At 69.5% G+C, this 14,848-nt stretch carries 11 protein-coding genes; 10 read left to right on the top strand and 1 reads right to left on the bottom strand.

Annotation, left to right across the window (positions count from 1 at the left end; genetic code table 11):
• Positions 1–3: 3 nt before the first annotated feature.
• The 4 genes from EDD27_RS20520 to EDD27_RS20505 are packed head-to-tail and all read left to right on the top strand — an operon-like array spanning position 4 to position 5,047.
• Positions 4–1,887, top strand: coding sequence for a glycoside hydrolase family 127 protein (locus EDD27_RS20520; RefSeq protein ID WP_127933846.1), 1,884 nt, complete (start codon positions 4–6; stop codon positions 1,885–1,887).
• A gap of 12 nt (positions 1,888–1,899) precedes the next feature.
• Positions 1,900–3,267 carry an ABC transporter substrate-binding protein gene (locus EDD27_RS20515; RefSeq protein ID WP_127933845.1) on the top strand — a complete coding sequence of 456 codons (1,368 nt, stop codon included), beginning with the start codon at positions 1,900–1,902 and terminating at the stop codon, positions 3,265–3,267.
• Positions 3,267–4,148: a carbohydrate ABC transporter permease gene (locus tag EDD27_RS20510; RefSeq protein WP_127933844.1), complete on the top strand. Its 882-nt coding sequence runs from the start codon at positions 3,267–3,269 to the stop codon at positions 4,146–4,148. Before EDD27_RS20515 ends, EDD27_RS20510 begins: the two co-directional genes overlap by 1 nt.
• Positions 4,145–5,047 (top strand): carbohydrate ABC transporter permease, encoded by a 903-nt coding sequence (locus EDD27_RS20505; protein WP_127933843.1) that lies wholly within the window; start codon positions 4,145–4,147, stop codon positions 5,045–5,047. The genes EDD27_RS20510 and EDD27_RS20505 overlap by 4 nt, the downstream gene beginning before the upstream one ends.
• Positions 5,048–5,123: 76 nt before the next feature.
• On the opposite strand, the gene EDD27_RS20500 is transcribed toward EDD27_RS20505, so the two are convergent.
• Complete coding sequence (locus tag EDD27_RS20500; RefSeq protein WP_338324756.1) at positions 5,124–5,999, bottom strand: GIY-YIG nuclease family protein; 876 nt, start codon at positions 5,997–5,999, stop codon at positions 5,124–5,126.
• A gap of 301 nt (positions 6,000–6,300) precedes the next feature.
• Between EDD27_RS20500 and EDD27_RS20495 the strand changes: the two genes are divergently transcribed.
• From EDD27_RS20495 to EDD27_RS20470, 6 genes are all read left to right on the top strand, one after another.
• Positions 6,301–7,650: an ABC transporter substrate-binding protein gene (locus EDD27_RS20495; RefSeq protein ID WP_127933841.1), complete on the top strand. Its 1,350-nt coding sequence runs from the start codon at positions 6,301–6,303 to the stop codon at positions 7,648–7,650.
• 107 nt (positions 7,651–7,757) lie between these two features.
• Positions 7,758–8,708: a carbohydrate ABC transporter permease gene (locus EDD27_RS20490; protein ID WP_127933840.1), complete on the top strand. Its 951-nt coding sequence runs from the start codon at positions 7,758–7,760 to the stop codon at positions 8,706–8,708.
• Positions 8,698–9,495 (top strand): carbohydrate ABC transporter permease, encoded by a 798-nt coding sequence (locus EDD27_RS20485; RefSeq protein ID WP_127933839.1) that lies wholly within the window; start codon positions 8,698–8,700, stop codon positions 9,493–9,495. Before EDD27_RS20490 ends, EDD27_RS20485 begins: the two co-directional genes overlap by 11 nt.
• A gap of 12 nt (positions 9,496–9,507) precedes the next feature.
• On the top strand, positions 9,508–10,587 hold the full coding sequence (locus EDD27_RS20480) for a glycoside hydrolase family 172 protein (protein WP_127933838.1): 1,080 nt from the start codon (positions 9,508–9,510) through the stop codon (positions 10,585–10,587).
• Between the two features lie 53 nt (positions 10,588–10,640).
• Entirely contained in the window at positions 10,641–11,642 is a 1,002-nt protein-coding gene (locus EDD27_RS20475) for a LacI family DNA-binding transcriptional regulator (protein ID WP_127933837.1), read from the top strand.
• Between the two features lie 258 nt (positions 11,643–11,900).
• Entirely contained in the window at positions 11,901–14,648 is a 2,748-nt protein-coding gene (locus EDD27_RS20470) for a helix-turn-helix transcriptional regulator (protein ID WP_421915535.1), read from the top strand.
• Positions 14,649–14,848: the final 200 nt, after the last annotated feature.

Here is a 14,848-nt window from a genome sequence, read left to right as displayed (position 1 = left end):
TCAATGCAGCAGATCCCCGGTCCCGCCGTACCCTCCAGCCGGGCCGTGCTGCGGCCGATCGGCGTCAACGACGCCGTCATCACCGGCGGGCCGCTCGCGCGGTGGCAGGAGATCAACCATGAGGCGAGCATCCCGCTGGGCCTGGAGCAGATGGAGCGCTCGGGCGCGCTGCCCAACCTCCGGCGCGCCGGAGCTCGGGCGGGGGAGGGCGACGGGCCCTTTCAGGGGTACCGGTTCCAGGATTCGGATCTCTACAAGCAACTCGAGGCCGTCGCATGGGAGCATGTCCGCGCTCCGGAGCCCGGCTACGCCGCCTTCATCGAGCAGGCGTCGGCCGTGCTGGCCAGGGCGCAGCGGCCCGACGGCTACCTCAACTCGCACTACCAGGTCGTCAAGCCGGACAAGATCTACGCCGAGCTGGAGTACAGCCACGAGATGTACTGCGCCGGCCACCTGTTCCAGGCCGCGGTGGCGGCCGCCCGCGCGGGCGTGGGCGACAGCCTGCTGCCGATCGCCCGCCGCCTGGCCGACCACCTCGTCGAGGTGTTCCTGACCGGCGGCAACGACGGCATCGACGGCCACGCCGAGGTCGAGACCGCGCTGGTCGAGCTGTACCGGTTGACGGGCGAGGGCACTTACCTCGACCTGGCGGCCAAGCTGATCGACAACCGCGGCAAGGGCCTGATCCCCGACAGCGGCATGGGCATGCTCTACGCCCAGGACCACCTGCCGGTGCGCGAGGCCGACACCCCGGTCGGCCACGCGGTGCGCCAGCTCTACCTCGACGCCGGCGTCGTCGACGTCTACCTGGAGACGGGCGACGAGTCGCTGCTGGAGTGCTCGGTGCGCCGCTGGGAGGACATGGTCGCCACCAAGACCTACATCACCGGCGGCCACGGCTCGCGCCACGACGGCGAGGCGTTCGGCGAGCGTTACGAGCTGCCCTCCGACCGCGCCTACAGCGAGAGCTGCGCGGCGATCGCGAGCATCCACTGGAACTGGCGGCTGCTGCTGGCCACCGGCCACGGCCGGTACGCGGACCTGATCGAGCGCACCCTCTACAACGCCTTCGCCGCCTCCACCTCCGCGGGCGGCACCCGCTTCTTCTACGTCAACCCGCTGCAGCGCAGGAACGACCTCGTCGAGGACGCCTACCTGGGGCGGCGCAGGGAGTGGTTCGCCTGCGCCTGCTGCCCGCCGAACATCATGCGCCTGGTCGCCTCCCTCGGCGGGTACCTCGCCACCGAGACGGCCGCAGGCCTCCAGCTGCACCAGTACGCGGCGGGCCGCATCGAGGCGGCGGGCGCCCGCCTGCGCGTGGAGACCGACTTCCCCTGGGACGGAGTCGTGCGCATCACGGTGGAGGAGGCCCCGGCCGGCGACTGGGAGCTCGCGCTGCGCATCCCGTCCTGGAGCGAGTCCACGTACGTCGACGACGGCCCCGCCCGGGCCGGCGAAGACGGATATTTCCGCATCCGCCGCTCGGCCTGGCGCGCCGGCGACACCGTCGAGCTGCGGCTCGACATGACGCCCAGGCTCATGCGCCCCCACCACCGGATCGACGCGGTCAGGGGCAGCGCGGCGCTGCAGCGCGGCCCGCTCGTCTACTGCTTCGAGCAGGCCGACCAGCCCGAGGGCGCCGAGGTGGACGACCTCGCGATCGCCCCCGGCGCCGTGCCGCGTCCCGTCGCCCGCGAGATCGACGGCGTGGGCCGGACGGTACTGCTCGAGATCGGCGCCGTCGTGGTGAATCAGCCGCGCGGCGGACTGCCGTACGCCGGCACCCCCCTGGCGACCAGCACCAGCGTGACCGCGACGGCCATCCCCTACTTCCAGTGGGACAACCGCGACGGTGGCGCGATGCGGGTCTGGATCCCCCTCGCGTAAGGAAGCACGCCGATGAAGAGACGTGATCTGTTGAAGCTGGGCGGGCTCGCCGCCCTCGGCACCGCGGCAGCCGCCTGCGGCGGTGGCGGCGGCTCCGGCGCGGCCGGGAACACGCAGCTTCAGTTCATGTTCTGGGGCTCGACGTTCGAGAAGAAGGCCGTCGAGAGCATGCTCGAGCAGTACGAGCAGAAGAACCCGGGCGTCAAGGTCAAGCCGCTGTTCACCCCCGACGAGTACGACGTGAAGCTCAACACGCTCGTCGCCAGCAACAAGCTGCCGGACGCCGGCTACGTGCCGATGTCGATGTCCTTCCGCCTCGGCGAGCAGGGCAAGCTGGTCAACCTGTTCCCGTACCTGCAGAAGTATCCGCAGCTGGCCGGCTACCTGCCGGACGCGTACCTGTGGACCGGGCAGGACAACCTGCACGCCATCGCGACGGCGAACGAGTCCATGCTGCTGTGGTTCAGCAAGTCCGCCGTCGCCGCGGCGGGGGTCACGCCGCCCGCCGACGCCGCGTCCGCCTGGACGTGGGACCAGCTCGTGGAGAACGCCTACAAGCTCACCGTCGACCAGAACGGCAAGCGCCCGGACGAGTCCGGCTTCGACCCCAAGCAGGTCAAACAGTTCGGCGTCTCCATCAGCTTCACCTACGGCGCCGCCTGGTACGGCTTCCTGCGCAGCAACGGCGCCGACTTCGCCGACGAGACGGGCAAGAAGTGCCTGCTGGACACGCCCGAGGCCATCGAGGTGTTCCAGAACCTGCAGGACCTGGTCTACAAGCACCGGGTCGCGCCGGGCCCCGGCCAGCTCGCCGCCACCGGCGACGAGGTTCCTGGCACCAACATCCTGCTCAAGACCAAGCGGGTGGCGATGGTGGTGGACGGCCACTGGAGCCTGCTCGACATGAACGAGAGCAAGGTCGACTTCGGCATGGGCGTGCTCCCCAAATACGGGGAGCCGTTCACCGCCAGCCAGGTGGCCGGCGCCTCGGCGGTGTTCGCGGGGAGCAAGCACGAGCAGGAGGCCGTGGAGCTGCTCGCCTTCCACAACGACCCGCGCAACGTCGACCTGTTCGCCAAGGGACTGTGGATGCCCCAGGAGAAGAAGTACTACGAGGACCAGGCGGCCATCGACTCCTGGACCAAGAACGCCCAGCACCCGCCGGAGTTCCGGACCGCGGTCGTCGACTACGCGCGTGACCACGGCGTCCCCGACCTCCGCAACCGCGTCAAGAACATGTCCGCCATCAGCAGCGACGTGCTCACCCCCGCCCTCCAGGAGCTCGAGAGCGGCAAGCGTCCGGCCGCGGAGATCATGAAGGCCGCCGCTCCCAAGATCACCAGCATGCTGCAGGGCTGGCACCACACCCAGGACCTGTGATGCGCCGCCTGGAGACCCGCTGGGGCATCCTCATGGCGCTGCCCGCCATCCTCGGGTTCCTGATCTTCACGATCGGCCCGATGGCGGCCTCGGCCTTCTTCAGCCTCACCGACTGGACGATCGGCGCCAGCCCGTCGTTCGTCGGGCTGGACAACTACACCGCCATGGTCGGCGACGAGCTGTTCTGGGCGTCGCTGACGACGACCACGTACTACACGCTCGGCTCGGTCCCGCTGGTGCTCATCGTCAGCTTCGCCGTGGCCATGCTGCTCAACCAGAAGGCCCGCGGCCTGGCGGTGTGGCGGACGATCTTCTACCTGCCCACGCTGGTCCCGGCCATCGCCAATGTCGTGCTCTGGATCTGGATCTTCAACCCGGACTTCGGGCTGCTCAACTCGCTGCTGCGGCAGGGCGGGCTGCCCGCCTCTCAGTGGATCTACGCCGAGTCCACCGCCGTCCCGTCGCTGATCATCATGAGCACCTGGGGCTTCGGCAACACCATGGTGATCTTCCTGGCCGGGCTGCAGGGCGTGCCGCGGCACCTGTACGAGGCGGTGTCGATCGACGGCGGCGGCCCCTTCCGGCGCTTCTGGCACGTCACGCTGCCCATGATGACGCCGACCATCTTCTACAACCTGGTGGTCGGCGTGGTCGGCACCTTCCAGGTCTTCAACCAGGCGTACGTGATGACCGAGGGCGGCCCCAACCACGCCACCCTCTTCTACGTCTACTACCTGTTCCGCAAGGCGTTCACCGAGAGCGAGATGGGCTACGCCAGCGCCCTCGCCTGGACCCTCTTCATGATCATCATGGTGGTGACGTTCCTGATGTTCAGAAACGCCCGCCGCTGGGTCTACTACGAGATGGCAGGTGCGCGATGACCGCCGTGGCGGCCCCGGACCGGCCCCGCGCGAAGGGCGTGGCCCCCACCCAAGGGCTGCGCAGACCTCGCAGGTACGGCCGGATCCTGCTCTACGCGGCGCTGGTGGCAGGGTCGATCCCGACCCTGCTGCCGTTCGTGTGGCTGGTGCGCAGCGCCCTCATGCAGGACAGCCAGATGTTCGTCTCGCCGCCGGAGTGGATCCCCGCGCCGTTCCAGTGGTCCAACTTCAGCGAGGCGCTGACCACGCAGCCCTTCGACCGCTACTTCGTCAACACGCTGGTCATCGCCGTCATCAGCGTCCTGGGCACGGTGCTGACCTGTTCGGTGGCCGCCTTCAGCTTCTCGCGGCTGCGCTGGCGTGGCCGCGACGTGGTGTTCGCGCTGCTGCTGAGCGGCGTCATGCTGCCGTACGCCGTCACGCTCATCCCGACGTTCGTCATGTGGCAGGAACTGGGCGCGCTGGACACGATCGCACCGCTCACCGTACCGAGCTGGTTCGCCGGGGCCGGCGGGGGAGTGTTCAACATCTTCCTGCTGCGGCAGTTCTTCCTGACGATCCCCTTCGAGCTCGACGAGGCCGCCTACATCGACGGGGCCTCGCCGTGGCGGGTGTTCTGGACGATCGTCATGCCGCTGTCGAAGCCCGCGATCATCGTGGTCACCATCTTCACGTTCATCGGCACCTGGAACGACTTCCTCGGCCCGCTGCTCTACCTGCAGAGCGAGGAGAACTACACGTTGTCGCTGGGGCTGGCGTCGTTCCAGAGCATGTACCTGACGCAGTGGGGTTATCTCATGGCGGCGTCCGCGGCGGTGATCGCGCCGATCATCGCGCTGTTCTTCTTCCTGCAGCGCTACTTCATCGAGGGCGTCACCCTGACGGGGATCAAGAACTGATCGCACGGGCGCGTTTCCCGGCGCGCCCGCCGCCGCGGAACCGCGGGCCGCGGCGACGGCCGGGTGCGCGCCCCGGTCAGCTTCGGAGGAGCGCTGCAGCCAGCTCGGCATTGAGCTGGGCGAACGCTGCCCATTCAGGCGGCGTGACGGCGCACGCCCGGGCGACGGCCGAGCGACTGCACGCGCGCTGCTCCCATCCATTCAGCCGCCCGCCGCGGATGGCGAACGTGACGGCAAGGCCCTCTGCCCACCCGCATATGTCGTGGTCGCCGCCCCCCTCGACGGTGACGCGCTGCACGCTCGTCACCCATTCGAGCGCGGCCAACTCTGCGTGGATCCGAGCGGCCAGTTCGAAGGTGAGCGCCGCTGCCGCACGATCGCGCGCCGCTGTCAGCACGTCACGCGCGGCCCCGGTGTTCGTCCCATCGAGCGCGGAGATGACGGCGGCGGCCAGCCGTTTCCTGGACTGCGGGCCGACGCCGAGCCTTGTCGCGATGTCGCGTTCGGCGGCGGTGAGCCGGTCACGCGTGTACGACAGCGGGAACGCTCGGTGCAGCCCCGAGACCGCCTGCCGTGCCCTCGCCCCGCCGAGGTAGGGACCGAAGCCGACGACCCCGTCGAACTGTGCGACGTGGCTCGTTCGCGTCCCGGCGGTGTGCGGCCGCGTGTCGATCACGATGTAGATCGACGTCTCCGCACCGCCCGGCGTGCGATTCCAGGGCGGCATGCCGGCTTCCAGCAAGTTGCGCTCGAGCCATGCGGCCTCGTGCACCGAGTCGCACGCTACCGCCTCGACGCGGGCGACTCGGGCGACCATCTCTGTCAGGTGCCGGCGATCGCGCAGGTCACCCCAGTAAGACTGCACCCGGCTCCGAAGGTCGGTGGCGCGCCCCACGTAAAGGGTCCGGCCGCGCCGGTCGCGGAACCGATAGACGCCAGGCTCATGAGGCAGCCGTGCTGCCGCGCGGCCCGGCGGGCGCGAGCAGCCGAAGATCTAGCTGACACCAGGCCGAGTGAAACATCGGCCGCCAAGGGTGTCAACGATCGTCACGCCGCATCGCCTGACGGCGGCCATGCGATCGTTGGGCCCTCGCCTGCGCTTTCGCGCAGTCTCATCTAAGGTCTCGTGAAGATATCGATTGCTGCCGAGAGCAAGCTGGTCACGGCATCTTCTTGACGGTCGGCATGTCGGCTCCTACATTTCTCAGAAATCGATTGCTCGCCCCTGAGCTCTCAACATCAGGAGGATGGTTATGTCGGCCTTCGAGAGGGTGACCCGCCGATCGCTGCTGCGTGGCGGAGCCGTCGTGTTGGGTTCGGCCATGGCGGCGCCGCTGCTGTCAGCGTGTGGGAGCGGGGGCAACGGCGGCAGCTCCAAGGAGCTGACGTTCTGGAACTTCTACGGTCCCAACCCGCAGGCGGACGCGCAGAGCAAGTGGTTCACCGACCTCGTGGCGGCCTGGAACGCCAACAACGAGGTCAAGGTCAAGCTCCACTACCTGCCGGTGTCCGAATACCTCGCCGGCACCGCGCTGCAGACGGCCTTCTCCGCCGGGCAGGGCCCGGACATCTTCCTGCTCAGCCCCGGCGACTTCCTCCGCTACTACAACGGCGGGGTGCTGACCGACCTCACGCCGCACCTCAAGCCCGACCAGATCGCCGACTTCGACGGCGGCGTGCTCGACACCCGCAAGGTCGACGGCAAGGTCTACGGCCTGCCGATGGAGCGCGAGCCGCTGGCCATGTACTACAGCATCGACGCCTTCGAGCAGGCCAAGCTGTCGGAGGGCGACCTCCCCAAGACGTGGGACCAACTGCTCGACGTCGCCGCGAAGCTGACCACCAAGGACCGCTTCGGGTTGCTGTTCGAGACCATCCCCGGCTACTACCAGAACTTCACGTGGTATCCGTTCATGTGGATGGCCGGCGGCTCGGCCGTGCCCGAGAACGGCGGGCCCGGCTTCAACGCGCCCGGGATCCACAACGCGCTCAAGCTGTGGCAGGACGCGATCACCACCAAGGTGGCGCCGCGCAAGCCGCAGGGCGACGGCGCCGGCAACGCGCCGGCGAACCTGGGCAGCGGTTTCGTCGCCATGCAGCAGAGCGGCATCTGGTCGGTGTCGCAGATGGAGCAGGGCAAGAAGGACTTCCCGTACGGTGTCTTCCCGCTGCCCGTGCCCGACGGCGGCACGTACACGACCGACATCGGCGGGTGGGCGTTCGTGGGCAACGCCAAGGGCGCCAACCCCGAGGCGGCGGCGAAGTTCATCGCCTGGGCCCTGGCGGCCACCGACGCGGACGGCGTCGAGCGCGGCCGGCAGTGGAACACGGTCGTCAAGACGAACCTGCCCGCCCGCAAGTCCGTGCAGGAGGCGGCCAAGGCCGCCGGCGCGTTCGACAAGCCCGCGCTGAAGGTCTTCCTGGACCAGGTCGTCCCCGGTGGCCGCGGCGAGCCTCGCTACACGCCCGAGGTCTACAAGGCGGTTTCCGACGCCATCCAGGCAGCCCAACTCGGCGGTGTCGCCCCGGCCCAGGCGGCGGCCGACGCCGCCGGCAAGATCGACGCTTTCCTGAAGGGCTACAAGGGTGCCGCGATGCTCTGACCCCGCCCCGCCCGTCGCCCGTGGGCGGTGGATCGGCGCGACGTCGCGCCGGCGTCAGGGCAGCACCTCGATGATCCCCGTGACCTGCTGAGAAAGGCGACAAGCACATGGCCATTTCGGTCGACCCGGGCACGGTCGTCAGCAAGCCGCCTGACGCCGCACCTCCGGTGTGGACCCGCCGCAGGCGGGAGGCCCTCGCCGGGTACGCCTTCGTGGCGCCCGACCTCATCGGTCTGCTGATCTTCGTCGGGCTACCCATGGTGCTGGCCCTCGGCGTCTCACTGTTCAGCGTGGACGGGTTCGGCGGCTACACCTTCGTCGGACTGGACAACTTCCGGCAGATGGCCGGGGACACCCAGCTGTGGCAGAGCGTCAAGGTCACGTTCACGTACATGGTGACGTTCGTGCCGATCGGCTTCGTCGTCAGTCTCGGGCTCGCCCTGCTGGTCCGCGACCACTTCCCGGGCGTCGGCCTGGTGCGCACCATGTTCTTCCTGCCGCACGTCATCAGCCTCGTCGTGGTCGGCGTCGTGTGGCAGTTCCTGCTGGTCGACAAGCAGGGCGCGGTGCCGGCCCTGCTGCGGCCCTTCGGGCTGGGCGAGGTGTCGTTCCTGGGCAACCCCGCCCTGGCGCTCGGGTCGCTGGTGGCGATCAGCATCTGGTTCCTCATGGGCTACCAGATGCTGATCCTGCTGGGCGGGCTGAAGGACATCCCCAAGGAGTACGAGGAGGCGGCGCGGGTCGACGGAGCCACCGCCTGGCAGCGCTTCCGCCACGTCATCTGGCCGCTGCTCCGCCCGACCAGCTTCTTCGTGCTCGTCAACTCCACCGTCGGCGCGGTGACCGGGTTGCAGGCCTTCGACCTGGTGTACGTGCTGACCAAGGGTGGTCCGGCGGGGAGCACGTCGACCGTGGTCTTCTACATCTACCAACAGGCCTTCACCTTCAACAACTACGGCTACGCGGCCGCGCTGACCACTGCCGTGGTCGCCTTCCTGGTCGTGGCCACGGGGCTGATGTTCGGCGCGACGAAGGGAGGCAGGTTCGATGTCGGTTAGGCTGCGCGCGCTGGCCGGCTACGTGCTGGCGGCCATCACCGTGGCGCCCCTGGTCTGGCTGCTGGTGTCGGTGCTCAAGCCCGCGGACGAGCTGTTCCAGGTGTCGGTGCCCAGCAGGCTCACCCTGGACAACCTGCTCTACGTGCTGACCGAGGTGCCCATCGGCCGCTACATGCTCAACAGCGCCGTCGTGTCCGTGGCGGTGACGGTGGTCGCGCTCGTGCTGCACTCGATGGCGGCGTACGCGCTGGCCCGGCTGCGGTTCCCGGGCCGGCAGGTCATCTTCTCGGTGATCGTCTCCACGCTGCTGGTGTCGCTGCCGGTGATCCTGGTGCCGCTGTTCCTGGTCGCCAGGCAGCTCGGGCTGCTGGACACGTACGCCGGGCTGATCCTGCCGGCGATCTTCCACGCGTTCGGGATCTTCCTGCTCCGGCAGTACTACCTGACGATCCCGCGCGAGCTGGAAGAGGCCGCCGACCTCGACGGATGCGGATATTTCCGGCGCTGGTGGCAGGTGGTCGTGCCGCTCAGCCGGCCCATCCTCGCCTCCCTCTCCGTGCTGTTCTTCCTGGCCAACTGGAACGCCTTCCTCTGGCCGCTGACCGCCACCCGCGACCCGGACCTGCGCATGGTGCAGGTCGGGATCGCCACCCTCCAAGGCCAGTACGGCTCGGCCTGGAACTACGTCCTGGCCGCGACGGTGGTCGCGGCCGTGCCCACCCTGATCGCGTTCGTGCTCGGCCAGCGCCGCCTGGTCGAGGCGATCAAGACATCCGGATTGAAGTAAGGACCGAACGACATGACCTATGGCGAGTACGGCAGCAGCCTGCGCGACCTGCCCCGCCTGCGTACCTCGAGGCGCAAGCGGATCTCCAGCTACGACCGCACGGGCGGGAACGAGGACCGGCTGACCGTCCAGGCCGGCACCACGGTGACCCTGGCCGACATCGAGGGGCCCGGCTCGATCAACCACATCTGGTGCACCGTGGCGCTGCCGCTGAAGGACGTGCCGGACGCGGTGGACGTCGACTACCTGCGCAGGCTCGTCCTGAAGATCACCTGGGACGGCCAGGAGCACCCCAGCGTGCTGGTGCCGCTCGGGGACTTCTTCGGCATGGGCCACGCCAAGACCGCGAACTTCGTCTCCGCGCCGCTGCAAATGAGCCCGCAGGACGGCAAAGGCTTCAACTCGTGGTTCCACATGCCCTTCGCCGGCCGGGCGAAGGTGGAGCTGATCAGCGAGCTGTCGGCCGAGCCGGTGTTCTTCTACTACTACATCGACTACGAGCTGTTCGACTCCGCTGCCGACGATCTCGGCTACTTCCACGCCCAGTGGCGGCGCGAGCGGCCCACCGACGGCGTCGAGCAGGGGACGCAGAGCAACCGCGAATACCAGGTCGAGGGCGTCAACGACACCGGCGACGGCAACTACGTCATCCTGGAGGCCGAGGGGCGCGGCCACTATGTGGGCTGCGTGCTCAACATCCGGAACCTGCGCGAGACCAGCGACTGGAACTGGTACGGCGAGGGCGACGACATGATCTTCATCGACGGGGAGCCCTTCCCGCCGTCGCTGCACGGCACCGGCACCGAGGACTACTTCAACACCGCGTGGTGCCCGACGCAGACCTACCACGCCCCGTACCACGGCATCACCATGCCCGGCGGGGACAACTGGAGCGGGGAGATCTCCCTCTACCGCTTCCACGTCGAGGACCCGATCACCTTCACCGAGTCCATCAGGGTGACGATCGAGCACGGCCACGCCAACAAGCGCTCGGACGACTTCTCGTCGGTCGCGTACTGGTACCAGACCCTGCCGCACCGGCCGTTCGGGATCGCACCCGTCGAGGAGCGCCTGCCCTTTCCGGCAGCTTAGCAATCGATTTCTAACGGCCGGATGGACCGCCTGCCACGGGGGATGGGACGAGGTTGCTCAAAATCCAAGACGTCGCGCGACACGCCGGGGTCTCCGCCGCGACGGTTTCGCGCGTGCTCAACGGCCGCTCCACGGTCAACCCGGAACTGGCGGCACGGGTGCACGCGGCGGTCCGTGAGCTCGGATACCGGCCCAACGGAGTGGCGCGCAATCTCCGGCGCAGGCAGACCACGTTGTGGGCGGTGCTGGTCTCCGACGTCGGCAACCCGTTCTTCACCTCGCTCGTGCGCGGGGTGGAGGACGGCGGCCGGCGGTTCGGCTACTCGGTCGTGCTGTGCAACACCGACGAGAACCGGGCCAGGGAGGCCGAGTACATCGCGGTCGCGCTGGCCGACAACATGGCCGGCGTGATCATCTCTCCGGCCGACGACAGCACCGACATCAGCGCTCTCGTCGCCGCGGGGACCGCCGTGGTGACCATCGACCGGGAACTGGCCGAGACCGAGGTCGACGCCGTGCTGGTCGACAACGAGAAGGGCGCCGAGATGGCCACCGCCCACCTGCTGGAGTCCGGCTACCGGCGCATCGCCTGCATCACGGGCCCGCGCCGGATGTCCACCGCCATGCAGCGGCTGCGGGGCTACCAGCGGGCGCTGCGGGCCTTCGGGCTGCCACAGGACCGCGCCCTGATCCGGCACGCCGACTTCCGGGAGGAGGGCGGGTACTCGGCCATGGCGTCCCTGCTGGACGAAGGGGTGGAGATGGACGCCGTCTTCGCGGCCAACAACCTGATGACGGTGGGGGCCGTGGAGTGCCTGACCGAGCGGGAGGTGCCGATCCCGGGGCGCGTCGGGGTGATCGGGTTCGACGACATTCCGTGGGCCCGGCTGTTCCGGCCGGGGTTGAGCACGGTGCGGCAGCCCACGTACGAGCTGGGGCGGGCGGCGGCGCAGCTGCTCGCCGACCGGATCGACAATCCGGCTCGCCCGACGGCCCGGATGGTGCTGCAGACGGAACTGCATCTCCACGAGAGCTCCCGCCCCCGTCACCTCTGACGCCACCATCGGGAGTGGCCCGTGCACTGACCCCGCCAGACCTCGGATCGGCCGTTCACTGACGCCCTTGCAACCGGTGCCAATCGATTTTGCCTTGATCCGCATCAGAAGGGTACGCTACCCGCCTACGTAGGGCATATCGCCGGTTGCCGCCCGCCTCCGCCGGACAACGGGTGTGCGGTCGGCAGCGGCGGGCGCTCGTGGCGAGCGGGCATCCCCGGTTACAGCTGCGTGGCCGGCAGATCGGGGGGGCCAGTGTTGCGGGACCGTCGCGCCGAGTGCGCACAGCTCGATGGCCTGCTCGAAGCCGTCCGAGGTGGTGAGAGCCGGGCGCTGGTGATCCGCGGCGAGCCCGGAGTGGGCAAGACGGCGCTGCTGGACTACGTGGCCGGGCGGGAGCAGGAGTTTCGCATCTGCCGCATCACGGGTGTGCAGTCGGAGATGGAGCTGGCCTTCGCCGCGCTGCACCAGCTGTGCGCCCCGATGGCGGATCGGTTCGAGCAGCTTCCGGACCCGCAGTGCGATGCGCTGCGCGCGGTCTTCGGGCTGAGCTCCGGACCGGCGCCCGATGGTTTTCTCGTCGGGCTGGCCACGCTCGGCTTGCTGGCCGAGGCCGCCCGGGATCGCCCGCTGCTGTGCCTGGTGGACGACGCGCAGTGGCTCGATCGGGCGTCCATGCAGGCCTTGGCGTTCGCCGCCCGTCGCCTGCTGGCCGAATCGGTGGCGGTCGTGTTCGCGGTCCGGATCCCGGACGAGGCGTCGGAGCCGGCCGGTCTGCCGGAGTTGGCCGGCCTGCCGGAGATGCTGGTCACCGGCCTGCCTGATGAGGATGCGCGGAATCTGCTGCGTTCCGCGCTGCCCGGACTGTGGGACGAACAGGTGCTCGATCGGATCGTCGCCGAGACGCGGGGCAACCCCCTGGCGCTGCTGGAGCTGCCGAAGGACTCGACCCCGGCAGAGCTCGCGGGTGGTTTCGGCCTGCCCAGCGCGCGGGTCCTCACCGGCCGGATCCAGGAGCTCTACCAGCGGCGGGTGCTCCGGCTCCCGCCGGAGACGCGGCGGTTGCTGCTGATCGCGGCCGCGGAGCCCGGTGGCGAGCCGGCCTTGTTGTGGCGGGCGGCCGACCGGCTCGGCATCGGCATCGAGGCGGCCACGCCCGCCGTGTCCGCCGGATTGGTCCAGATCAGCGAGCGGGTACGGTTTCACCATCCGCTGGTGCGCTCGGCCGTCTACTGGGCGCCCCCGCCCGAGGAGCGGCGTCGGGCCCATCGCGTGCTGGCCGATGTCACCGACCCGCAGGCCGACCCCGACCGCCGCGCCTGGCACGCGGCACAAGGAACGCAAGGCCCGGACGAGCACGTCGCGGCAGAGCTCGAACGCTCGGCCGGGCGCGCACAGGCCCGCGGCGGGCTGGCGGCGGCCGCGGCGTTCCTGGCACGGGCGGTCGAGCTGACCCCCGATCCGGCCCGCCGCCAGGAGCGCGCGCTGGCCGCCGCGCAGGCGAGCCACCACGCGGGTACGCCGGACGCCGCACTGAGGCTGCTGTCCATCGCGGCGGCGGGCCCGCTCGACGAGCGCCGGCGTGGCCGGGTCGACCTGCTGCGCGCCCAGATCGCCTTCGCCGTGGAACGCGGCAGCGACGCCGCCCCGTTGCTGCTCAAGGCCGCCCGGCAACTGGAGCCGCATGACGTGCCGCTCGCCCGCGAAACATACCTGGAGGCGATCAGCGCGGCGATGTTCGCCGGCCGCCTGGCCAACGGCGTCGGCCAGCTCGAAGCGGCCCAGGCCGCCCGATCGGCGCCGCCCACGGCACGGCGCCCACGCGCAACCGACCTGCTCCTCGACGGCGCGACGACGCTGATCACCGAAGGCTACGACGCCGGGACACCGGCATTGAAACTGGCGCTGAGCGCGTTCCTGGCACCTGATCTCCCCGAGGAGGAAGGGCTGCGCTGGCTCTGGCTGGCCAATGTGATCAGCGCGGGCCTGTGGGACCACGAGACCTGGGGTCGGCTCGCCACCCGTCACCTCCAGCTCACCCGGGAGACCGGCCAGGCCACCGCGCTCCCTTTCGCCCTCACCGCACGTACCGCTGTGCACGTGTTCGCCGGTGAGCTGACCGAGGCCGCTTCGCTGGCCGAGGAGGTGAGCATGGTCTCGCAGGCGATCGGCATTCCCCTGCTGCCTTACGCCGCCCTGTTCCTCGCCGCCTGGCAAGGCCGTGAAGCCGACTGCACAAGGTTGTTGGCTGCCGTCGCGGCGGAGGGCGTGCGCAGGGGCGAGGGAAACGCACTGACCGTCGTCGGCTGGGCAAGAGCCATGCTCTGCAACAGTCTTGGCCGGTACGAACAAGCGGCGGCGGCGGCGAGCGACGCCGGCAGGCGCCGCGGGCCCGAAGTGGGCGCCGCGGCGACGTGGGTTCTCGTGGAGCACGTTGAGGCCGCTGCCCGGAGCGGCGCACCAGAGCAGGCCGCCGACGCGCTCAAGCGACTCGCCGAGACAACAGGTCCGAGCGACACGGACTGGGCGCTGGGCGTCGAAGCGCGCTCCCGCGCGCTCCTCAGCACGGGAGCGGCCGCTGAGGACCACTACCGCGAGGCGATCGAGCGGCTCGGCCGCGCAGCGGTCCGCGGGGAACTGGCCCGCTCCCATCTTCTGTACGGCGAATGGCTGCGGCGAGAGCGCCGTCAGCGGGACGCGCGCGAGCAGCTGCGTGCCGCCCATGAGTCGTTCACCACGATGGGCATGGAGGCCTTCGCCCAGCGGGCCGAGCGCGAGCTGCTGGCCACCGGCGAGCAGGTACGCAAACGCACCGTCGAGACCACCAGCGAACTCACCGCCCAGGAAGCCCAGATCGTCCGGCTCGTCCGCGAGGGCCTGACGAATCCCGAAATCGGAGCCCGGCTCTTCATCAGCCCGCACACCGTCGAATGGCACCTGCGCAAGGTCTTCCGCAAGCTCGGCATCACCTCCCGCAGGCAGCTCCAACGCCCCATCTCCGCCTAGGAAGGCGCTGGAACCGTGCGAGGGAGTGCGTTGCCTGAGACCCCTCCACATCGGCGCCAAGACCGGGCGGCCGCATCACGGCTGAAGCCTTTGAGAAATCGCTTCACCGTTGCATATCTGTGATCTAACCCAGCATTGACGGTCCAACGGGCGGGATTTAGCTTAGGGGAAATCGATTTCTGAGCAATCGATTTCTCCCT

Origin of the sequence: Nonomuraea polychroma (genome assembly GCF_004011505.1) — a bacterium.
In the GTDB taxonomy this organism is placed as follows: Bacteria; Actinomycetota; Actinomycetes; order Streptosporangiales; family Streptosporangiaceae; genus Nonomuraea; species Nonomuraea polychroma.
The sequence above is the reverse complement of the archived record's forward strand: the minus strand, read 5'-3'. Positions and strand labels throughout refer to the sequence as shown.